The organism is Alloacidobacterium sp. (assembly GCF_035631355.1).
GTDB lineage: Bacteria > Acidobacteriota > Terriglobia > Terriglobales > Acidobacteriaceae > Alloacidobacterium.
The window spans coordinates 35819-57434 of the sequence record NZ_DASQIX010000083.1; the positions used below are offsets into that span (position 1 = coordinate 35819).

Below are 21616 nucleotides of genomic sequence, written 5' to 3' on the forward strand. Positions count from 1 at the left end.
GGTGCTGGAGCCACCTGTTGAAATGCCGCGCCCTTCGCCGGCAAGATCTGCAAAGCCGGAGAAGAAGTCGATGCTTCCGGCGCTTTCCGGATTGCGCGCCTTCGCCGCGCTGAACATCGTCTTCTATCATTTCTCGAACCCGAAGTGGTTCGGGCCGTTCGCGCCAATTGTGGACAATGGCTATACCTCGGTCAGTTTTTTCCTGCTGATGTCGGGCTTTATTCTCGCCTACAACTACAGCGATCGGGCGCAGCAAGGGCATTTGCATGCCGGGCACTTCTGGACGGCGCGATTCTCGCGACTTTATCCGGTATACATCGTCGGGCTGCTGGTTTCGCTCAGCATGCTGATGGCCGAGTGGCATGCGCGCAGCCACGGCGAATTCGCGCTGGGCTTCGTGCTGACGCCGCTGCTGCTGCAGGGCTGGAGTCCAAAGCTGGCGACATTCTGGAACACGCCTGCATGGACGATGTGCACTGAAGCATTTTTCTACCTGATCTTTCCCGTCGTCGTTTGCTGGAAGCGTCCAAAGCGATGGCGTGGCCTGATTGGCTTGCTCGCCCTGTTATGGGCCGCAGCCATGGTGCTGCCTGGACTCTATACGTTGCTCCAGCCGGACGGACCTCCCGGCCGCTACACGGACAGTTTCTGGATGCGCGCCGTCAAATTCACGCCACCGCCGCATGTGCCAGCCTTTCTCTTCGGCATTGTGCTGGCCGATGTGGATACGCGCATTGCGCGGAGCAGCCGTTGGCGGCTGCTGCTGGGGGTTCTTGGAGTAGGCGCAATTTACGCGGTTCTCTATTATGGCGACCACTTTCCGTTTGCGATGATGCACGACGGCCTGATGATGCCGCTCTTCGGACTGGCCATTCTCGGCCTTGCCGGTCACAATATCATCGCTCGCTTCTTCGGCTTCTGGCCCTTCGTGGCCGTGGGTCAGGCGAGCTACTGCCTCTATATCCTGCACTTCAACCTGTGGGACCTGATCCACAAATCGCATGTGCTGGAAGCAACGCATCTGATTGTGTTTGATCCGTGGATCAGCTATGCTCTGCTGATTGCTATTTCACTGTTGACGATGAAGCTCATCGAAAAGCCCATACAGAAATGGATCAGAACCCGCGCCGCTGTTTAGCACACGCCTCAGCTATCTCCCGCCTGCTACACTAAAAAGTTTTGTTATGACGGATTCATCCACGCTACAACCCGCCCATTCTCTGCGCATTGCCGAAAACATCACCGAACTGATGGGGCAGACGCCGATGCTGCACCTGCGCCGCCTCACCACCGCCCGGATGGCCGATGTCTACGCCAAGCTCGAATTCCTCAACCCCGGAGGAAGCGTCAAGGACCGCGCCGCCCTGGGCATGATCCTCGATGCCGAAGCGCGGGGCCTTCTTAAGCCCGGCTCGACCATCGTGGAGGCTACAGCGGGGAATACGGGCGTGGGTCTGGCGCTTGTTGGCGTCAATCGCGGATATAAAGTCGTGCTCTTCGTCCCCGAAGGCTTTGCAGAGGAAAAGTGCATTCTGATGCGCGGTTTCGGCGCGACGGTCGAGCGTACGCCTGAGTCGGAAGGCATGACCGGAGCGATCCGCCGCGCACAGGCGCTGGCTAAGGACAATGACAATATTTTCCCCGCGTTGCAATTCGACAATCAGGCGAATCCACGTTTTCATTACGAGACAACTGCGCGGGAACTGTGGGAGCAGATGGAAGGCCGCATCGATGCGTTTGTCGCGGGTGTGGGCACAGGCGGAACTTTCTCCGGCATTGCGCGGCTGCTGAAAGAGAAAGACAGCAACATTCTCACTGTCGCAGTCGAAACGGAAGGCTCTGTTCTGCAGGGTGGAGCGCCGGGACCGCACAAGGTGGAAGGAATCGGCGCTTCGTTTATTCCCAGAACATTCGATGCCGCGGTCGCCGACGAAATTGTTCGCGTCACCGATGTTGACGCCTTCGCCATGGTCAAACGGCTTGCATCAGAGGAAGGTGTGCTTGCCGGATCGAGCGCAGGAGCGATGGTGCACGCTTCGTTGGCGGCCGCGACAAGACTTGGTCCGGGCAAACGCATCGCGACGCTTGTGCCTGATTCTGCGGAACGGTATTTGTCGAAGAAAATTTTTGAAGGTGGGTTGTAACCTCTGCAGACCATGCCGTCATTCTGAGCGCGCAATCCGTGCGAAGAATCTATGCAATGTTTCCGTTGACACAACAGCAAATTGCTTTTCACGAAAAAGCTTGATTCTGAGCAATAGAGAGATACGACAGGAGTACACAACGAATGACGAAATCAACCCACGGATTCTCGACTCGCGCGATTCACGACGGACAGCCGGCTGATCCGCTGACAGGCGCCGTGAACGTGCCCATCTATCTCTCTTCCACTTATCAACAGGAGGAGATCGGGAAGAATAAAGGTCACGAATATGCGCGTGTCACGAATCCCACGCGTGATGCACTGGAGGCGAATCTTGCATCTCTGGAAGGTGGAACGAGCGCACATGTTTTCGGCAGCGGCATGGCGGCGATTATGGCGATGGTTACGATGTTCAGGTCTGGAGACCATGTCATCTGCGGCGAGAATGTCTACGGCGGCACTGCGCGCCTCTTCAATTACATCGTGGTGAACTACGGCATCGAGTTCACCTATGTCGATACGTCGGACACGGAAGCCGTCCGCCGCGCCATTACGCCGCGTACGAAGCTGGTGCATATCGAAACTCCGACCAATCCGATCATGACGCTGACTGACATTCGCGCAGTTGCCGATATTTGCCACGGGAATGGAGTTGAGCTGAGCGTTGACAACACTTTCATGTCGCCTTATTTCCAGCGGCCGATTGAGCTTGGCGCCGACATTGTTATGCATTCGACTACGAAGTTTCTCAACGGCCACAGCGACGGCCTTGGCGGTGTGCTGGTCGGAACCAAGCCAAAGCACAACGAGGACTTCGCCTTCGTGCAGAAATGCACCGGCGGCATTCTGTCGCCGTTTGAGAGTTGGCTGGTGCTGCGCGGAGTAAAGACACTCGCAGTTCGTATGCGACAGCACGATGAGAGCGGGCGCAAGATCGCCGCTTATCTCGCGCAACACAAAAAGGTGAAGAAGGTCCACTATCCGGGACTGCCCGACCATCCGCAACATGATCTCGCGAAGAAGCAGATGTCCGGCTTCGGATCGATGATCTCGTTTGAAACCGGATCGCTGGAAAAAGCGAACATGCTGCTTAAGAGCGCCCGCATCTGCACACTTGGTGAATCGCTGGGCGGCGTCGAGACATTGATCTCGCATCCAGCCACGATGACACATGCGGCTGTCAGAACCGAGGAGCGAGCGCGGCTCGGCATCACCGATGGCCTGGTGCGTCTTTCGGTCGGCATTGAGGATGTGGATGATCTGCTCGCCGATCTCGACCAGGCGCTCGCGAAGCTGTGAAGAAGATTCTCGTTTCATGGAGCAGTGGCAAGGACAGCGCCTGGGCGCTGCATGTCCTGCGTCAGTCCGGTGAATATGAAATTGCCGGATTGCTTACGACAGTAAACACAGTCTTTGACCGTGTAGCCATGCACGGCACGCGTCGCGAAGTTCTAGAAGCTCAGGCTATAGCTGCTGGTTTGCCGTTGTGGACGGTCCCGCTGCCCTGGCCATGTTCCAACGCGGAATATGAAAAAGCCATGAGCAGCGCCTGCGAGCGTGCTGTTGCCTCCGGCATGGAGGGAATTGCCTTCGGCGACTTGTTTCTTCAAGACGTGCGCCGCTACCGCGAAGAACGCCTCGCTGGCACCGGACTGCAGCCGTTGTTTCCATTGTGGGGAATCAATACAACAGAATTAGTGCAAACAATGCTGCGCTCCGGACTAAAGGCACGCATTGTCTGCGTTGACCCAAAGAAACTGCCGAAAGAATTTGCCGGATGCGATCTTGACGAGTTGCTGCTGGAGCAGTTTTCACCGGAGATTGACCCATGCGCCGAGAACGGAGAGTTTCACACGTACGCTTACGCAGGACCGATGTTCAGCAAGCCAATTGCAATTGAAAGTGGAGAAGTGGTTGAGCGGGATGGGTTTATTTTTGCGGATGTAAAGTTGACTCCGGATGCTGTGGGAGCATCCGGAGTCAGTGGCCGTTAGCGGCGCCAATGGTCGTCGTCATGGTGCTTGTACCAGCCGTTGTGGCGGCCATGGTCGTGGTCATCCCAATCGCGGTCATGGTGATAGTAGTAGGCGCCATGGTCGTAATATCGCGGGCCGTAATACGCGCGATAAGCCCAGCGTCCCGGTACCCAGACCGGCCCGGAATAGTAGCCCGGCGTCCAGTAGTAGCCAGGCCCGGGGCATGGCGGCACGTAACCTGCGTAATATGCTGGCACTGGCGGCCCAATCTGGACGGCAATGCCAACCTGTGCACGCGCGGCGGCAGCGGGTATCAAAGCAGCAGCAGCCAGAACAAAAGTACCGAGTACGCATTTCATGGGACATCTCCTTCATGCTTCTGAGGTTCTTGCCCTCTGCCTCAAGCATTCTGTTTCCAATCGTGTGAACCGCGATCGGGCTGGAATGTTGCGGTGGATTTCGAGCACGCGTGGCGAATTAAACAACTTGAAAACGTGCATCTTTTCGGGTGTTATCTGCATCGCGAGTGCCGCTGGTACAGTAATCAAAGCGTCCTGAAATATGTTTGCAAAAGCACAGCGCGTGCATTTCATCGGCATCGGCGGAATCGGCATGAGCGGTATTGCGGAAATCCTGCTCAACCTCGGCTATGCCGTTTCCGGTTCTGACCTGCGCCGCTCGTCCATCACTGAAAGACTGGCATCGCTTGGCGCAATCGTTTTTGAAGGCCATGTTGCGGCCAATGTCGTCGGCTCAGGCGTTGTTGTCACCAGTTCCGCAGTAAACGAGCGCAATCCTGAAGTGATGGAAGCGCGGGCGCGCAAAATTCCCGTCATCCAGCGCGCCGAAATGCTTGCCGAACTCATGCGCCTGAAGTATGGCATTGCTGTCGCAGGTATGCACGGCAAGACCACGACCACGTCGATGATCGCAACTGTGCTAGCCGCGGGCAATCTTGACCCGACGGTTGTAGTTGGTGGCAGAGTGGATGCGCTTGGATCCAACGCGCGACTTGGCAAGTCGCATTATCTTGTAGCCGAAGCCGATGAAAGCGATCGGTCGTTTCTCAAGCTGTCGCCCATTCTCGCCGTCGTCACCAATCTCGACCGCGAACATATGGATTGCTACCGCGACATGGCAGACGTTGAGAATGCCTTTGTCGAGTTCATGGATCGCGTGCCATTTTACGGAAGCTGCGTCGCCTGCATCGACAATGAGCAACTGGCAGGCATTCTGCCTCGCGTGCGCCGCCGAGTCTTTACCTACGGGACCATGCCAAAGGCAGATTTCGTCACTCGTATGTTGCCGCTTTGCGATGACGCGCGCGCCCGATTTGAAGTTGCCGCGGATGGACAGGTGTTCGGTCCATTTTCGCTCCATGTTCCAGGCAGACATAATATCCTCAACGCAACCGCCGCCGTAGCCATTGCTGCGCAGCTTGAAATCGTGCCTGAAGCCATCGCGCAGGGCCTCGATTCTTTCCGCGGTGTTGACCGACGCTTTGAGTTGAAGGGCTGCGAGCGCGGCGTTGCTGTCATAGATGATTACGGCCACCACCCGACAGAGATTCGCGCCACTTTGCGCGCTGCTCGTGAATGCAACTATCGACACGTTCACGTCATTTTTCAACCCCATCGGTACACTCGCACCCGCGATCTGATGCAGGAATTCCTGACTGCGTTTGAAGATGCCGATACAGCCGAGATACTCGACATCTATGCCGCAAGTGAAGAGCCCATCCCTGGCGTCACCTCGAAAACGCTTGCCGAGGCAATGCACCAGAGCAACATCGAACATGCAGCCAGCCCGGAGGAAGCGATCAGCAGAGTCGTTTCTCTCGCAGCCGAAGGTGACGCGATTTTTACACTCGGCGCAGGCAATGTTTCGCAGCTAGCCTCGCAGGTGCTCGACAAATTAAAAGCCGGATAGCTGATATCAGGCTGATACCCTAATAAAGAGTGATTTCCGCAAGAATAGCCATGATTCTGATGGGCCTCGGCATACTTGGTCTCATCAGCTCAACCGTCTTTAACGGACTCGTTTTTGCCGGCGCATTCCGCTTTGTCGCCGAGAAAAGAAAGCACCGGAAGACACTGCAAGAAAACTTCCATTCGGCCGTCAGCCTGCTCAAACCTTTGCATGGCGATGAGCCAAATCTCGACGCGCATATCGCCAGCTTTTTTGAGCAGGATTATCCGGATTATGAGATCTTATTTTGCGCGCGCGCAGCGAATGATGCTGGATTGCAGACCGCGCGCAGCGTCGCTGCCCGGTATCCTTCAATTCCCGCGAAATTCTTGACCACTGGCGAGAACACCTATATGAACGCCAAAGTATCGTCGCTTGAAAAAATGGCCGCGGCAGCGAGCACTGATATCTTCATCATCAGCGACAGCGATGTCCGCGTTACGCCAGACTACATCCGCGAAGTGGTCGCTCCATTCGCCACCGCAAGAGTAGGCGCGGTGACCTGCCTCTATCGCGGCGTGGCCGACGAGGGTCTCTGGTCAAAACTCGAAGCGGCAGGCATGTCTATCGAAATGACCTCAGGTGTGCTGGCGGCCAATCTGATGGAAGGGATGCAGTTCACCCTCGGTCCCACCATGGCAGTGCGCCGCAGTTGTGTTAATGAGATGGGCGGATTCGGCTATCTCGGCCCGTATTGCGCTGACGATTTTGTCCTTGGCAATCAGATAGCGGCGCACGGGCACGAGGTCGTTCTTTCAGATCATGTGATCGACCATATTGTTTTGAATCTCAGCTTCATGGCATCGATAAAACATCAGGTGCGCTGGATGAAGTCCACGCGTTTCTCACGCCCCAAAGGCCATTTCGGAACATCGCTGACTTTCGCCGTGCCCTTTGGATTGCTGGCGGGATACGCCGCGTGGTGGCTGCACAGGCCGTATCTCGCGCTGGCGCTGATTGCATACAGTGTTGTGACGCGCGTTGTAATGGCCGCAGTCATAGGCAAAACTGTAGTCGCAGAACGCCACTTGCTGCGCACAACTCTGCTCTATCCGCTGCGAGATTTGATGGGGTTCTTCTACTGGGCTGCAAGCTATGCCAGCAGCAAGATATTGTGGCGCGGCCGGGTATACCGCCTCACTGAAGGCGGGTTAATGAAACCGGCTCAGCAGAAGAGCGATCAGCTAATAAAGCAGCCAGTAGATAAAGCGGTCAGCTAGAAGGCGGTCGTTTAAGCTGAACGTCTTTAAGCTAACCGCTTCTTAGCTGACCGTTCCATCGCTGATCGTTTCTTTGCTGCATCTATAACGGCCTGTCGGTATACAGGGTGTTCGGGTACAACTCCTGCAGCTTGACCAGCCGCCCTGCCAGCAGCGACTCAACGTGAGCGTAGTGCTCGCCGGGGACGAAGAGAAATTTGCGCGGTCCTTTGCCCCACATCGACAGCAGATCGTTGTCATCGAGAAAAATGTGAGGAGCGTCGGGATAGCACGATCCCCAAATCATAGAGGACGATCTGCCGTCTACCAGCAACGCCTGGCGATGCGTATAAAAAATCACTGAAGAGCCGTCCGCCTGGTCGCCATAGAGAATGAGCTGATCGCTCGGCGCAGACAGGCGATTGATGGTATCTGCCAATGCGCGCGATGAGAGCATCGGCTCAAAACGCACAAAAGCAATATGCGCGGCGATGAGAAAGACCGCAGCGGTGAACGCCACCGACACTGTTGATTCGAATGAGTGTCCGCGCTTACGCAGAATCCACGCCACCAGCGGCCCGATCAGCAGCGTAATTGCAGCCAGCGCAGCGGGCAGCCGCAGCGCCGCAAACGAAGGCCCGGTGAGATCGAAAAAATGCGACGAAGCGAGCGAGTAATCACCCACGCCGCGATGCGCGAGCCGGGTGCCTATATCGGAGACATAGGGCAGATGCCGCGAAGCCCACAGTCCGCTGCAAAGCGCAATGGCTGCGGCAATCCCCACTATGGCGAATGCCGCATGAGCGCCAGTCAGCCATTTACTTTTTGCATTGAGCCAACGCCCGGCTTCCGGCGCCTCTTCAACAGCTCCCAGCGCGCCAGCCGTAAGTATCAGGACTGGAAGGTATGCGGGCCAAGTGTAGTACTCCTGATTGGTTGAGATGGCGAAGAAAACCAGAATAAACACCGCATAGATCGCCAGCAACAGCCCGGTGCGAGCGCGGAAGCGTACCCGGGCTGCCATGCCTGCTGCCTCATGCGCGGAACTGCGCGCATCGAGAAAATGCAGAGTGTCGGATGCGTTGTAGCGCACGTCCGCCCATGCCAGTCTGCGATTGCGCCACGCGCGTTTCAGCGCAACGGGGAAATAGAGGCTCCAGGGAAAGAGCCACACAAGTTGCCCCAGCCAGAAGACCCAGAACGGCTGCTTGTTGTAATCATGTGGATAACGTTTGCCGAGAAAGCGCAGCACATGCTCGTTGATGAAATAGAAGTAGAAAAACCCATGCACATGTCCCGGCGTGGGAACATTGCCAACTGGATTGCCATGGTCAGGATTGCGGATGCCGGCAAGAATATGCCACGGCGCGGCAATCGCAAAAAAAAGTATCAGGCCGGTGAGCAGCCGCAGTTGACGCCACTTGCGCCACTCGCCGGTGATCCAGAGGTAGGGAATCACTGCCGCCAGAAAAAATACCGGCGCAATTAGACCCTTCGCCAGCACAGCGATGGCCAGCGATGCATACATCCCATAAATGCGCGCTGGCCTGCGGTCGTCGAGTCCGGTAAGAAAGCAGTAGAGCGCAAGTCCGATAAAAAACGTCAGGATGGATTCCGGAATGAAGAAGCGCGTCCAGAGAAAAGCGCCGAAGCACGTGAGCATTGCCAGCGCAGCATAGAACGCTGCGCGCTCACCATAAGCGCGTCGCGCCCACAGCCATGCCAATAAAGCGCAAGCCAATACGCCCAATGTTTCCGGCAGGTGCGTGGCGAAAACGTTGTAGCCGAAGATGCGATAATCAATCGCCACCATCCAGTAAGGCAGCGGAGGCTTTTCCAGGTAACGCACGCCGTTGACGTAAAGCGTCACCCAGTCGCCGCTCGTGGCCATGTGCGCGGCGCCATTGGCATGGGTCGCATCCGCGTCATCTAACAGAGAAGGCGAAAACAGCGCCGCGAAGTGAACGGCGAGAAAGACAAGCAAAAGCAACGTCCAGGCGGTTGCCGGAGACGAAATCAGTGCAGGTTTGCGAGGATTATTACCAGGCAGTGTCGAGTCACCCATCGATATGTCCAGTTCCAAGAATATCAGCGCAGCACGGCCGCGAAGAGCAGCAGGCCGATCAAAGCCTGCCGATGTGGTCTTCGAACATCTGCGCAAGCTGACAGCGATACTGCGCGGCAATCTGGAAAAGTGCGCGACCGATCCGGATACCGACCCCGTGCACGACGTGCGCACTGGCACGCGTCGCCTTCAGGCCATTATCGAAGCTATTCTGCGCGAGCGCGGCGACCCGTCATTGCAGGAGCTGGCCGCCGAGTGGCTCGTAGTGCTCAAAAAAATACGTCGCGCTGCTGCCCCGGTGCGCGATCTTGATGTGCACCGCAAGCTGTTGCACAAGCTGATCAAGTTCGGCAGCAAGAACGAAGGCGCGGAGTTGATTGCGCCTGTAAGCGAAGGCGCCATAGTTGTCGGCCCGTCTCCGGATGTAGTTGAAGCCCCGGCCACCGAACTGTCTACGAATCCGGTAGCGGACCAGGCCGAGAAACTAGATGCATGGCTGCATCATGCCCGCCAGCACAATGCGGCGCAATTGAAGAAGAAGACGGCGAAGCAAGTTGCCAAGTTCGATGAGCTGGCCAGTGCGATGGAAGCTGCCATACAACAAGGACGACGCACGCGCCGCCGTCCCCGTAGCGCCGCCACGGTTGCGCTGGAGTCTTTCGCCCGCCTGGTGAACGAGATGCAGCAAATCGATGCCAATAATCTGCACGATTTTCGCAAGGAAGCAAAGAAAGCGCGCTACCTCGCCGAAACCGCCGCCGAAGACGCTTATGCGCTGGCCATTGGCAACGCGCTTAAGAAGCTGCAGGACGACATCGGTGACTGGCACGACTGGCTGGTACTTTCCGACGAAGCCCGCGACGCGCTTGGCGCGGATGGAGAAAAACTCATCGCGCTGCTCGACGCAGAGCGCGACCGCCATTATGTGCTCGCGATGAAAACAGTAAATCGTCTGCGTGGGAAGCTGATGGGGGAGTGGCTAGTTATATCAGGGCACGGGACCGCGGACACAGGGCGCAGAAACGTGCGCTCAAATCTCAAGTCCGATACTTCGGCGAAAAGTCTGGGCGAATAAATTAATCTTCGACAGTTCCCATCTCTCTCCTTGCCTGAACATTTGTCGTGTATCTTTCTTGCGAGACCGAAAAACTTCCAGAACACAACTCCAAATCATGCAGACGTTTGCCGCCATCGACATCGGCTCTAATTCCTGCCGCCTCAAAATCGGGCGCGTAGTCCAGCACCAACTGAAAATCCTCCATGAAGACCGCGAAGTCACGCGGCTGGGCGGAAGCGTGTTCGAGACGGGACTGGTTTCGCCCGAATCTATGGCTGCGACACTCGATGCGCTGAAACGTTTCTATCGCGCCACGCAACTGCATGGAGCGGACAAGGTCCGCGCCGTTGCTACCGCCGCCATGCGCGAGGCGCGTAACGCCCGCGCCTTTCTTGCCTGGGTGCGCGATGAGACGGGATGGGATGTTGAGATCATCTCCGGTCTCGAAGAAGGCCGTCTCATCCATCGTGGCATCATGAACAACGAGCCGGGCACGGCAGGCCGCTGCCTGCTCATTGACGTGGGCGGCGGCAGTTGCGAAATCTCGCTCTCCGAACACAAGCGCATCAAGGAGACAGTGAGCGTTCCCTTAGGCGCTGTTCGCCTTACCGAAGAATTTCTGCATAGCGATCCACCCTCGAAAGAAGACATCGCGCGGCTGAAGCAGTTCATCGCGCGCGAACTGGGCCGCGCCGAGCGCCGCGTCAAGCCGGTAAAAGTACAGATTGTAATCGCGACCTCCGGTACCGCCGCAGCGTTATCCGAGGCCAGCCATCTGGTTGAGAAACAGTGCTCGGACAAGAAGGAGAACATCACGCCGACGCAAAATGTCCGCAAGCTCACCAATAAACTCACAAAAATGAAGAACGAAGAGCGGATGAACGTGCAGGGCGTCGGCCCGCGACGGTCAGAAATCATTGTCGCAGGCTCGCATGTTTTTGCTGAACTGCTCGAAGGCTATGCGCTGCCCGGTTTCCGCTACTCTCCAATGGGCCTGCGCGACGGCATTCTCGCGCAGATGCTCGCGGAGCAGGATCCGCGCGCCAGCGCTCATCAGCAATTCGAGCGCGACCGCTGGGAGTCAGTGCTTGAAACCTGCCACAGGTACGGGATCGATCCACGCCAGGCTGAGCCGGTACGACAGCATGCCGCGCAGCTTTTCCGCGACCTGGATCCTGTGCACAAGTTGCCATCGGAGTATCTCACATGGCTGGAAACAGCGGCTATGCTGCGCGATATCGGCAAGTTCATGAATTACCAAGGCTACCACCGCCATGCGCAGTACATCATTGCCAACTCGGAAATCTTCGGCTTCACTCCAACGCAGCGGGTTATTACTTCCGCCATTGCGCGTTATCTGGGTAAAAGCCGTCCCGAGCCAACAGGCCGCACCATGCGGCAGGTGCCTCCTGAGGATCATGAGCATGTGCGCCGCGCAGTCGTTTTACTTCGTTTGGCGGTCGCGCTCAATCAGGACCGCGCCAGCGATGTTCTTAGAGTGAAGGTGCGCGTCTATCCCAAGCAGGTGCTGCTAGAAATCATGCCTGGACGCACCGGCGCAGAATTGGAATTATGGTCGCTGCGCAAGGAGTCGGCTTACTTCCACGAAGTCTTCCGGCGGGACCTCTTCGTCACGTTGGTATAAACACCGCGCAGAATGCGCGGGTCAACCAGCCAGTTCAAAACGCCTGGGCGACGCGTGAGATCCACGCGCGCAATCGCCCCCTTGCGCATGCGAATACTGGCGCGCCCAGGAGAAACAATCAGCGACCCCAGAAACTGCGGCAAGTTGGGATTGTGCCCTACGATGAGCACATTTTCATACCGTCCCAAGCCAGCAATGTACTGCTGAAAGACGGAAACGGTTGCTCCCGGCGCAAGCGCCTCTGTCACCTGAATCTTCGCGTCATAGCCAGTTTCAGTTCCAACCAGTGAAGCAGTCTGCAAGGCGCGTTTCAGCGGACTGGAGGCAATCAAATCAAACTGGACCTTCAGAGCGTTCAGGTAGCTGCCAACAAGCATGCACTGCTGCTTGCCTTCCTTGTCCAGCGGACGCTTTACATCAATAAGTGGATTATCGCGGCGCGTTCCGGCGCTCGCATGACGGAGAATATAAACGTTCATAATATCTCTTCAGCCAGAATCCTGACTAAGCAGGACAAAACTCCGCTGCTTTCATCAGATTGTAACAATCACAAATCCTACTCGTTTGTGATGGATCATCAGCCATGAAAGGGCAGGAGTTTATTTCCGCGGTATTTGAGGTCGGGAGAAAATAAATATCGTGGAAAGGGAACCAAGCTTGGTTTGACGTTCCCCCAAGGTCTTCGGGCTAGGTTGCAAACGGGTGGCAGGAACACTTTTCTGTGGGTCCATTTGGGATACCAACCAGCGCGACAATGGATCAGATAAAGCCATTTATTTTTGGGTAAGAAGCCGTCGAGTCACAAAAGGTTGCACAACCTTCGCTCAGATTAGAAAAACGAGTAAAGACAAGGGATGTGTTCTGATTTCGATGCCGGATAAAAGACCTCTTATCAGACAAAAAGACTTCCAGGACTTTCAGTCGAAGCGTTAAATCCATTCATTACAGGTTATAGCCGGGGCTAATCCGCTGCTACATTACGCCGCGAAACAGTCTTCCTTGTTCTTGCCTTCGGCTTCGCCTGCTTTTCTTCTGTCAGCTTTGGAATATCATCCGCCGTTGCCTTGCCTTCGGCGACCTGCATAAAGAAATCCTGTGAACTGAAAGGGGGCAGTGATTTGCCAGATGCTGTTTCCCGCATGCGGTGATATGTGCCGTCTCCCGCTAATAGCCGCGTTTTTACGGTATCCGCCAGGTACGCCGCAAGAATCTCCTTGTGCAGGCGCGCACATAACTGAGGGTCTTTCACTGGAAAGACGACCTCGCAGCGCTCAAACAAGTTGCGCGGCATCCAGTCGGCGCTGCCGCAGTAAAATTCTTCATCGCCGGCATTTGCGAAATAGTAGATACGGCTGTGCTCTAGAAACCGACCCACAATGGAGCGCACGCGAATGTTCTCACTTGCACCCTTCAATCCCGGACGCAGAGCGCAGATGCCGCGCACAATGAGGTCAACCTGTACTCCGGCCCGCGACGCGGCATATAGCGCCTCAATCACACTTTGCTCCAGCAGAGAATTCATTTTGGCGATAATCTGTGCCTTGCGTCCTGCCCTGGCATGCTCCGTTTCCCGCGCAATCAAGCGGATGAAGCTTTCCGCCAGCGTCAGAGGGGCCACGAGCAGCGGTGCATAATCGTCCGACTCTGAGTGCGCTGTCAGGTAGTTGAAGACGCTGTGCACACTCGATGTAATCGCGGGATCGGAAGTCAGCAGGCTGATGTCCGTATAGAAACGCGCCGTATTCGGGTTGTAATTGCCCGTGCCAAGATGGGCATAGCGGCGGATCGCTCCATCCGGATCGCGCCGGACTAGAAGCGCGAGCTTGCAATGTGTCTTCAGCCCGACAATGCCGTGAAAAACCTGCACGCCGGCGTCTTCCAGGTCGCGCGCCCAGCGGATATTCGAGGCCTCATCGAAGCGCGCCATCAGCTCGACAACAACCGTCACTTCCTTGCTTTGAGCCGCATCAACCAGTGCGCGGAACATCTCCGAATCGGAGCTGGTGCGATAAAGCGTCTGCTTGATCGAAATCACATTTGGGTCAGCTGCCGCTGATTCGATATAGCCGACCACCGCGTCATATGAGTCATAGGGATGGTGCAGCAGAATATCGCGGTGACGCAGCTCGTCAAACAGATCCACGGACTTACGATTAAGCCGCAGCTCATGCGGAACAAAGGGCGGAAACTTCAGGTCCGGACGCTTTGCATCGCTATAAAGATTCATCAGCCGGGACAGGTTGACCGGCCCGTCGGTGCGATAGACGTGGGACTCATCCAACTCAAAATTCACGCGCAACCGGTCAATGATCTCCGCGTCGGCACGTTGCTCAATCTCCAGTCGGACAGCGTCTCCCTTGCGGCGATTGTGCAGTTCCGACCGCACCGTCTCCAGCAGCGAGCGCGCTTCTTCTTCCTGAAAGTAGAGGTTGCTGTTGCGGGTTACGCGGAACGCGGCTTTGGAAAGAATTTCGTAGCCGCGATACATGCCCCCGGCGTGTTTCTCAATAAGATTATGCAAGAAAATGAAGTCCTGCGTGCCTTCCGTTGAAGGCAAAGGTACAAGTCGCGGCAAGGCGCGCGGAATCGTGACCACTCCCAGCACCGGCCCTGGCGTGCCCTTACGTTTACGTCGCAGGAGCAGCGCGATGCACAATGCTTTGTTCAGCACACGTGGAAAGGGATGTGCGGGATCGATGGTGATGGGAGTGAGTAGTGGATCGACTTCCCGCTGGTAGAATGTTGTGGCTGCTGCCTGCGCCCCTTCATTCATCTCATTCCAGTTCAGCACACGTACGCCCGCCGCATGCAGAGCCGGCTGCAGCTGACGGTTCCAACAGCCGTATTGCTCAGTCATGAACGAGTGCATGTCCTCAGTCAATCTGTCGAGCGTCTGCTGGGGCGTCATTCCCTCGGGACCGGGATCAACATAGCCGTCTTCAATCCGCTGCAGCAGCCCGGCGACCCGGATTTCCACAAACTCGTCTAAATTGCTCGCAGTAATAGCCAGAAACTTAACGCGCTCCAGCAGAGGGTTCGATGTGTCCTGCGCTTCTTCCAGCACGCGCCGATTAAATTGCATCCAGGACTCGTCCCGGCCAATCAAAAGGTTCTGCGGTTGTGTCGAACGTGCGCTCATGCTGCGATTCCAGACTAGATGGAAAGTGTACACAATCTGCTATACACCGGAGCATGGTCTGGGGATATGAAAGAGTTGCAAAAAGGACTTTTCCGCCCTGATTTGACTCTTGAGACGCGGTTCCATGAGGATAAAAACAGCAGTTGGAGGAAACACTATGGGAGACCAGGGTTGTAGCGATCGGCTGGTGCAGGATACGGCGGCGAAGCTCTTTCAGACCGCGGCCTTCCTGCTGGGAGACGGCGATGATGCCGGCCGACTGGTCGAAGAGACCCTGGCCGGAGCAGAAGTCGATCCCTGCGCAGACGGCAGCCGTGCAACCACCTTGCTTCAAGGCCAACTTGTTCGGGCGGGCATCCGCAAACTCGCACAGCGCCAGCCCGGCTCTTTTGCCGCAGCGGAAATCAGCGGTAGCAATGCGCTTTGCATCGACGACAATGATCTCGCGGCATCGGGCGTCTCGCCGTCACAGTTGAGTCAACTTCTTGATGAGGGGCGCAGCCAGCTCCGCGATTGGCTTGAACAACTGCCACCCGCGCAGCGCGCCATATTTGTAGAGAGGGCCGTCCTTGGCCAGGATAACGCTGCTACAGCCGAGATGCTTCGGTCTGCGGGAGACGAAATCGCCGCTGGCTGGACCGCAGACAAGGTCAGCGGTATCTTCCGTCAGGCTCTGTGCTCGCTCGCCAACTCACTGGCGCATTCCGGTTCAAGCGTCTCAGTTGCTTAGTTCTTCTGTCTCGTAGCGCAAATACCCTGCACGTTCTCTGCGACGGCGAGGAATGGGACCAGTCGCAAAATCCATGTGTGCAGCGCGTGTAAAATAAGCAGGTTCGGCGCGCAACGTCTTGATTCGCCGTTATTTTCTTGAATTTTTCCGGAATCTACGGCATCCAAGAAACGTAATCATTTTTCGTCCTGTGAAACGGTATTCCCGCGTCAACAAAGGTGAATTGTACGTGCGTGTAACCATAAAGCGCTGGCGGAGGCACATTCATTCCGGCCTGCTGGCAGGCAGCATTTTTCTCGTGCCCGCGGCGAATCTGCTGGCGCAGATACCGGCTACAACAGGCGCTAACCCTACGTCGATTCCCAGCCCATATCAGATCTCGACGCCGCAACAGAGCGGCAGTGGTTTTCAGGGGAGCGTGGTTGAGGACAAGCCTGTTGAGGGCGTGCTCCCATTGTCGCTCGATGATGCCATTCAGCGTGGCCTGAAGCACAATCTGGGTTACATTCTGACGGCCGAAAACACGACATCCGTGAATGGTTCGCGTCTGCAAGAGCTGCAGGAGCTTCTGCCGACAGTTAAAGCCAAAGGTGAGGTATCGGTCCAGCAGGTCAATCTTGCAGCGGAAGGTCTCCGCGTTCCAGGGTTCCCGACCATTATCGGTCCTTTCGGCTTCACTGACATACGCGCTTCGCTTGATTGGTCGCTGCTGAACATTGCCTCTCTGCGGAACTATCTTGCGGCGAAGCACAATTTCGAAGGCTCAAAACTCTCCGTCGATGACGCTCGCGACATGGTTACGCTGACTGTAGGCAATACCTACTTGCTGGTCATCGCAGACAAATCACGTGTGGAAAGCGCGCAGGCGCAGGTGGACACGTCTAAAGTTTCGCTCGACCAGGCAGTACAGAATCATCAGGCCGGCACTGCGCCCCTGCTCGATGAATTGCGTGCCCGAGTTGATTACCAGACGCAGCAGCAAACGCTTATTACAGCGCAGAACCAACTGGAAAAAGACCGGATCTCGCTCGCCCGTGTTATCGGCCTGCCACTCGAACAGAAATTCGAGCTGACAGACCAGGCTCCTTACACGCCGCTCGACAACATCGATCCTGATACAGCGGTCAAAGAGGCATTCAACAATCGCAGCGACCTCAAAGCCATGGCCGAGCAGCTAAAGTCCGCGGAAAAGGCGCGCGCCGCAGCGACCGCGGAGCGTTATCCAACCATCAGCTTCTCCGGCGATTATGGAGACATCGGTGTCAACCCTGCAAACTCGCATGGCACCGGCGACGCCACCGGCACGATGACCATTCCTGTGCTTGAAGAAGGCAAGCTGCGTGGCGATGCGCAGCAGGCGCAGGCCCAGCTTGAAACCAAACGCGCGCAGTTCAGCGACCTGCATGGGCAGATCAGCGCAGACGTGCGCGACAGTATCCTGGATATCCGTGCCGCGCAGCAGCAGGTCGAGGTCTCTCGCAGCAATGTACAGCTGGCGAATGAAGCATTGAGTGAAGCCCAGCAGCGCTACGCCGCCGGAGTATCGGACAACCTCGCCGTATCGCAGGCGCAACAGTCCGTTGCCCAGGCAAACGATCAATATGTGAGCAGCCTTTACCAGCACAATATCGCGAAGCTTTCGCTGGCGCGCGCGCTGGGTGTTGCTCAGAAGAGCTACAAGAGTTATGTGGGAGGAAAGTAAACGTGGCCGAGCTAGCGGAACAGACCGCGGAAAAAAATCGCATCGACCAGCCTGAAGATCAGGCGCCGCAAAAGTCGAGCAAGCGCTTCATCGTGATTGGCGTTGTTGCTGTCCTTGTCATCGTGGCGCTTCTCTGGTGGTGGCATTCCACTTACTACGAGGACACAGACGATGCGCAGGTCAACGGGCATCTCATTCAGATCAGCTCCCGCATCGTCGGCCATGTGATCAAAGTCAACGTGGATGAGAATCAATACGTGGAAGCCAACACGGTGATTGCGGAACTTGACCCCAAAGACTTTGAGACCGCTGTCCAGCAGGATCAAGCCAATCTCGAAAGCGCGGAAGCCAGCTACGAAGCTGCGAAGGTCAATGTGCCCGTCACGCACATCAGCACTGGCAGCACATTGACTTCCGCCAGCGCGGATGTTTCCAGCGCGGACGCGCAGGTCGTGCAGGCGCAGCACCAACTCCAGGCCGCACAGGCGCAGGTTGTGCAGGCCGACGCCAACAATACCAAGGCGCAGCTCGATCTGCAGCGATACAAGCCGCTGGTTGAAAAAGATGTGATTTCCAAGCAGCAATTCGACGCTGCCGTTGCAACCGCCGATGGTGATAAAGCGGCGCTGGAACAGGCCAAGGCCAATCTTGCTGCTGCACAGGCTGCCGTCAAGGTGGCTAACGATCGCGTCGCTTCCGCGCAGGCGTCTTATAAGAACGCCCAGACGGCCCCGCAGCTGGTCGCAATCCAGAAAGCCAAAGCCGACCAGGCCGCCGCCCAGGTGCAGCAGGCCCAGGCAGCGCTCGATCAGGCAAAGCTGAACCTCAGCTATACCAAGATCATTGCGCCGACGGCAGGCATCATCACTCGCAAGAGCGTGGAAGTAGGACAGAACGTGAGCGTTGGGCAGAACCTGGCAACGCTGGTCTCACTCGACGACATCTGGATCACAGCCAACTTCAAAGAAACGCAGCTTGAGCACATGCGTCAGGGCCAGCTTGTCACGATCAGCGTTGACGCCTATGGCGGCCGTAAATACGACGGCAAAGTCACACAAATTGGCGGTGCCACCGGCTCGGTCTTGAGCCTCTTCCCGCCGGAAAACGCCACTGGAAACTACGTCAAAGTTGTGCAGCGCATTCCGGTGCGCATCGACCTCACGAATCATGAGCAGAACTCCGACCACCTTCTGCGGCCCGGCATGTCGGTCGAGCCGAAAGTCAGAGTGAAATAAGGCAAACCCCAGCGTGCGATTTGTTGCGCTGGGGTGACCCGTGCGGAAATAACGCAGTTGCTGACCAAACCCTGACAATCCTGTGACAAGCTTTTCAGCAACGCGGGCAGATACTTGTGCGTGAATGCCATGAGCGGAAGACCAGAAGAATACGCCGGTCCACGCTGGACAGATGATCATCTCGATTCGCCATTCCCGCCGGAAATAAAAGAACCATACTTTGACGACAGGCTGGGAGCATGGATCCTGAGCAGATACGCAGATGTATCTACTGCTTTCCGCCGCCCGGACCTCATCCCCACAGGCGCAAAGGGCGGCGCCAACAACACAATGGCTGACAAAACAGCCCAGATGAAAATGCGCGCAGAAACGAAGACCGCGCTTTCCCCCAAACATCTTCGAGAATGGCAGAAGATCCTCGCGCCCCATGTCGGCACGTTGGTTCAAGGCATGCCTGCCGGCAAATCTGTTGACCTTGTCGCAGATTTTGCGCACCCTGCTTGCCGTGTGCTTGCCGTCGCAATAACTGGAGCCGATCCAGACGATGCAGAGCGCCTTGAAAAACTGGCCCTCCACGTCTCCGCCGCCGCCGCCGAGCCCTTCAACCCGGAAATTGGCGAGCGCGCGAAAGCGGCAAACACGCAGCTGCGGCCCTGCTTCCATTCTGGCCCGGAGTCTCTGCGTGACTCCGGCTTCGTCGCCCTTACTCACACTTTGCCTTGTCTGCTTGCCAATGCGTGGTTCGCTCTTCTCGGGCATCCGCCGTCCTGGAAACGCCTGCACAAGCAGCCCACCCTCCTGCCGCAGGCCGTAGAAGAGCTTCTGCGTTATGCCGGGCTTACGCGCCTCCTCTTCCGTCGCGCAGGCGAAAATATAGACCTCAATGGCATCCAGATTCGTAAAGGTGAACGTGTCATTTTAAGGATCACGGTCGCCAATCGAGACACGTCGCACTTTCCTCATCCCCATCATCTCGACTGGGCGCACCAAGGCAAAGGCCATCTTACCCTCGGCGGTGGATTGCACTCGTGCGTGGGCGCTAACCTCACCCGCATGGCGGTCATCACCATAACACGCCCATTGCTTGAGCGCTTTGCCCGGGCAGAGATTACCGGGACCGTGGAATGGCGCGGCGGGCCTGTTTTCCGAGCCCCGGCCATTTTGCCTGTGGTTCTGCACGAGGAATCATAAGCGAGAGCTCAAGCCCAGGCTATTTGTTTACCTCTGCGTAAAAAATCCGTAATTTTTCACGTAAACCCCTGTATCTTCAGGGTTATTTTCACAATCGAAGCGCAGCCCACAGTCGTGCCAACTGCATCTAAAATCCAAAGAGTGGAGGATCGCAGAATGAGCAAGACCGCGCTGAAGGAAGTTAGCAGGAAAGCAGACAACATCACACCCCACTGGCATCAGCACGCCAAAGAAATCCAGAAGTTCGGCACTGTCATCAGCGACATGCCCATCGGCATCAGTGAAAACGCGCGCCTTGAGATCACCGGACGCCTCAACGTTCTTCTCGCCGACACCGCCAGCCTGCGCGACCTTTATAAAAAGTCGCATTGGCACGTCTCCGGCCCAACTTTTTACCAGCTTCATCTTCTCTTCGATAAGCATCTTGAGCAGCAGGTCGAGCTGGTCGACGGACTCGCCGAACGCATCCAGATGCTTGGCGGCGTCTCAATCGCCATGGCACACGATATAGCGGAAACCACGCGCCTTGAGCGCTCGCCAAAGGGCCGCGAAGAGGTCCCGGTAATTATCTCGCGCCTGCTTGAGGCGCATCGCATCATCCTCGACGACGCCCGCAAGCTGGCAAAAAAGGCAAGCGATCTCGGTGACGATGGCACCAACGATCTGCTCATCAGCGATGTCGTCCGCACGAACGAAATGCAGGTCTGGTTCATCAGCGAGCACTTGGTGGAGATGCCGCTGGTCCTTGCAGACAAGTAATCCAGACACACTTCATACATAATCCTGATAAACCAAAGGCCAAGTCTATTCAGCAGACTCGGCCTTTTTTGTTTCGCGCTGGTGACTATCTAAGGCAGCGTGCCGTCCATTTGAGAGGACGAAGTCTACGCGCCTCCGCTACAGCCATTTGGAGGACTAGACTGATCCGTCTGAGAGGCAGCCACATGCCGTACCGCAGAAGTCTTACTCTTTCCGTGTTGTTCCTGTCGTGTCTCTCCGCTGTCGCCAAGGACAAGAAGAAAGTCGCGCTGCCGATAGACATCCTTCAGGCGCATACCGCGTGGGTCATCATCGATCCGCACGCCGGTATGGACGTCACAGATCCCAACGCCAACCGGCAGGCGCGTGCCGACGTCGAAGCCGCATTGGCAAAATGGGGAAGGATCAACCCAGTGACCGATCCCGCGATGGCTGACCTCATCATCGTCGTTCGTAAGGGCAGTGGAAAGCTGGTGCAGCCAACGATCGGCAACGCACCCGGAAACGCTCCCCCTCCGGTAATCGCACAGCGAACGGATTCCGGGATTAATATTGCGGCCCGCCAGGGACCGCCGCCCGAGGCATCCGATCCGCATCCGCAAATGGAAGTAGGCAGCACGCAGGACACGTTTGTCGTCTACCGTGGCAATCTTGCCTCCAGCAACACTGGCATCCTCAATCCGCTCGACTCACCGCCTGCATGGCGGTACACAGCGAAAAATGCCCTTGCATCCCCAGGCGTTCCCGCTGTGGACGCGTTCCGAAAGGCAATCGCAGACTCAGAGAAGGCGCTTGCTGGGCCGTAGC

The 21616-nt window shown here is 56.7% G+C and carries 18 protein-coding genes; 14 read left to right on the forward strand and 4 right to left on the reverse strand.

Annotated features, from left to right (window positions below; translation table 11 throughout):
• The first annotated feature begins 22 nt into the window (after positions 1-22).
• From VEV40_RS15190 to VEV40_RS15205, 4 genes are all read left to right on the forward strand, one after another.
• Entirely contained in the window at positions 23-1138 is a 1116-nt protein-coding gene (locus VEV40_RS15190; RefSeq protein WP_324833516.1) for an acyltransferase, read from the forward strand.
• A gap of 46 nt (positions 1139-1184) precedes the next feature.
• Positions 1185-2144 (forward strand): cysteine synthase A, encoded by a 960-nt coding sequence (cysK, locus tag VEV40_RS15195; protein WP_324833517.1) that lies wholly within the window; start codon positions 1185-1187, stop codon positions 2142-2144.
• 143 nt (positions 2145-2287) lie between these two features.
• Positions 2288-3442: a PLP-dependent aspartate aminotransferase family protein gene (locus tag VEV40_RS15200; protein ID WP_324833519.1), complete on the forward strand. Its 1155-nt coding sequence runs from the start codon at positions 2288-2290 to the stop codon at positions 3440-3442.
• Positions 3439-4137, forward strand: a complete 699-nt coding sequence (locus VEV40_RS15205; protein ID WP_324833521.1) for an ATP-binding protein — start codon at positions 3439-3441, stop codon at positions 4135-4137. The genes VEV40_RS15200 and VEV40_RS15205 overlap by 4 nt, the downstream gene beginning before the upstream one ends.
• Here the strand turns inward: VEV40_RS15205 and VEV40_RS15210 are convergent.
• Complete coding sequence (locus VEV40_RS15210; RefSeq protein WP_324833523.1) at positions 4134-4478, reverse strand: hypothetical protein; 345 nt, start codon at positions 4476-4478, stop codon at positions 4134-4136. The genes VEV40_RS15205 and VEV40_RS15210 overlap by 4 nt on opposite strands.
• A 202-nt stretch (positions 4479-4680) precedes the next feature.
• On the opposite strand from VEV40_RS15210, the gene murC reads away from it, so the two are divergent.
• Both murC and VEV40_RS15220 read left to right on the forward strand, forming a co-directional pair.
• Complete coding sequence (gene murC / locus VEV40_RS15215) at positions 4681-6048, forward strand: UDP-N-acetylmuramate--L-alanine ligase (protein WP_324833524.1); 1368 nt, start codon at positions 4681-4683, stop codon at positions 6046-6048.
• A 50-nt stretch (positions 6049-6098) separates the two neighbouring features.
• Positions 6099-7307, forward strand: a complete 1209-nt coding sequence (locus tag VEV40_RS15220; protein WP_324833525.1) for a glycosyltransferase — start codon at positions 6099-6101, stop codon at positions 7305-7307.
• A gap of 82 nt (positions 7308-7389) precedes the next feature.
• Here VEV40_RS15220 and VEV40_RS15225 read toward each other — a convergent pair whose 3' ends face one another.
• A complete protein-coding gene (locus tag VEV40_RS15225) occupies positions 7390-9351 on the reverse strand; it encodes a glycosyltransferase family 39 protein (protein WP_324833527.1) in 1962 nt (653 codons plus the stop codon).
• A 4-nt stretch (positions 9352-9355) separates the two neighbouring features.
• On the opposite strand from VEV40_RS15225, the gene VEV40_RS15230 reads away from it, so the two are divergent.
• Complete coding sequence (locus VEV40_RS15230) at positions 9356-10426, forward strand: CHAD domain-containing protein (RefSeq protein WP_324833529.1); 1071 nt, start codon at positions 9356-9358, stop codon at positions 10424-10426.
• Positions 10427-10523: 97 nt separating this feature from the next.
• Complete coding sequence (locus VEV40_RS15235) at positions 10524-12053, forward strand: Ppx/GppA phosphatase family protein (protein ID WP_324833530.1); 1530 nt, start codon at positions 10524-10526, stop codon at positions 12051-12053.
• Here VEV40_RS15235 and sixA read toward each other — a convergent pair.
• On the reverse strand, positions 12005-12532 hold the full coding sequence (sixA, locus tag VEV40_RS15240) for a phosphohistidine phosphatase SixA (RefSeq protein WP_324833531.1): 528 nt from the start codon (positions 12530-12532) through the stop codon (positions 12005-12007). The two genes, VEV40_RS15235 and sixA, sit on opposite strands and share 49 nt — an antisense overlap.
• 482 nt (positions 12533-13014) lie before the next feature.
• The gene (gene ppk1, locus VEV40_RS15245; RefSeq protein WP_324833532.1) at positions 13015-15192 is read right to left on the reverse strand and encodes a polyphosphate kinase 1; all 2178 of its coding nucleotides are present in this window, start codon (positions 15190-15192) and stop codon (positions 13015-13017) included.
• A gap of 157 nt (positions 15193-15349) precedes the next feature.
• Between ppk1 and VEV40_RS15250 the strand changes: the two genes are divergently transcribed.
• The 6 genes from VEV40_RS15250 (at position 15350) to VEV40_RS15275 (ending at position 21615) form a co-directional block, all read left to right on the forward strand.
• Positions 15350-15922, forward strand: coding sequence for a hypothetical protein (locus VEV40_RS15250; protein WP_324833533.1), 573 nt, complete (start codon positions 15350-15352; stop codon positions 15920-15922).
• A gap of 229 nt (positions 15923-16151) precedes the next feature.
• Entirely contained in the window at positions 16152-17624 is a 1473-nt protein-coding gene (locus tag VEV40_RS15255) for a TolC family protein (protein WP_324833534.1), read from the forward strand.
• Positions 17625-17626: 2 nt separating this feature from the next.
• On the forward strand, positions 17627-18859 hold the full coding sequence (locus VEV40_RS15260) for an HlyD family secretion protein (protein WP_324833536.1): 1233 nt from the start codon (positions 17627-17629) through the stop codon (positions 18857-18859).
• A 129-nt stretch (positions 18860-18988) separates the two neighbouring features.
• A complete protein-coding gene (locus tag VEV40_RS15265; protein WP_324833538.1) occupies positions 18989-20050 on the forward strand; it encodes a cytochrome P450 in 1062 nt (353 codons plus the stop codon).
• A gap of 156 nt (positions 20051-20206) precedes the next feature.
• On the forward strand, positions 20207-20809 hold the full coding sequence (locus VEV40_RS15270; RefSeq protein ID WP_324833540.1) for a DNA starvation/stationary phase protection protein: 603 nt from the start codon (positions 20207-20209) through the stop codon (positions 20807-20809).
• Between the two features lie 185 nt (positions 20810-20994).
• Positions 20995-21615, forward strand: coding sequence for a hypothetical protein (locus VEV40_RS15275; RefSeq protein WP_324833541.1), 621 nt, complete (start codon positions 20995-20997; stop codon positions 21613-21615).
• Position 21616 lies beyond the last annotated feature (1 nt).

Coding starts and splice junctions, on each gene's coding strand:
- VEV40_RS15210 (WP_324833523.1), bottom strand. CDS start 4,478: ATGAAATGCGTACTCGGTACTTTTGTTCTGGCTGCTGCTGCTTTGATA.
- VEV40_RS15250 (WP_324833533.1), top strand. CDS start 15,350: ATGGGAGACCAGGGTTGTAGCGATCGGCTGGTGCAGGATACGGCGGCG.
- VEV40_RS15265 (WP_324833538.1), top strand. CDS start 18,989: ATGAGCGGAAGACCAGAAGAATACGCCGGTCCACGCTGGACAGATGAT.
- VEV40_RS15230 (WP_324833529.1), top strand. CDS start 9,356: ATGTCCAGTTCCAAGAATATCAGCGCAGCACGGCCGCGAAGAGCAGCA.
- cysK (WP_324833517.1), top strand. CDS start 1,185: ATGACGGATTCATCCACGCTACAACCCGCCCATTCTCTGCGCATTGCC.
- VEV40_RS15270 (WP_324833540.1), top strand. CDS start 20,207: ATGAGCAAGACCGCGCTGAAGGAAGTTAGCAGGAAAGCAGACAACATC.
- sixA (WP_324833531.1), bottom strand. CDS start 12,532: ATGAACGTTTATATTCTCCGTCATGCGAGCGCCGGAACGCGCCGCGAT.
- VEV40_RS15275 (WP_324833541.1), top strand. CDS start 20,995: ATGCCGTACCGCAGAAGTCTTACTCTTTCCGTGTTGTTCCTGTCGTGT.
- VEV40_RS15235 (WP_324833530.1), top strand. CDS start 10,524: ATGCAGACGTTTGCCGCCATCGACATCGGCTCTAATTCCTGCCGCCTC.
- VEV40_RS15220 (WP_324833525.1), top strand. CDS start 6,099: ATGATTCTGATGGGCCTCGGCATACTTGGTCTCATCAGCTCAACCGTC.
- VEV40_RS15200 (WP_324833519.1), top strand. CDS start 2,288: ATGACGAAATCAACCCACGGATTCTCGACTCGCGCGATTCACGACGGA.
- VEV40_RS15190 (WP_324833516.1), top strand. CDS start 23: ATGCCGCGCCCTTCGCCGGCAAGATCTGCAAAGCCGGAGAAGAAGTCG.
- VEV40_RS15225 (WP_324833527.1), bottom strand. CDS start 9,351: ATGGGTGACTCGACACTGCCTGGTAATAATCCTCGCAAACCTGCACTG.
- ppk1 (WP_324833532.1), bottom strand. CDS start 15,192: ATGAGCGCACGTTCGACACAACCGCAGAACCTTTTGATTGGCCGGGAC.
- murC (WP_324833524.1), top strand. CDS start 4,681: ATGTTTGCAAAAGCACAGCGCGTGCATTTCATCGGCATCGGCGGAATC.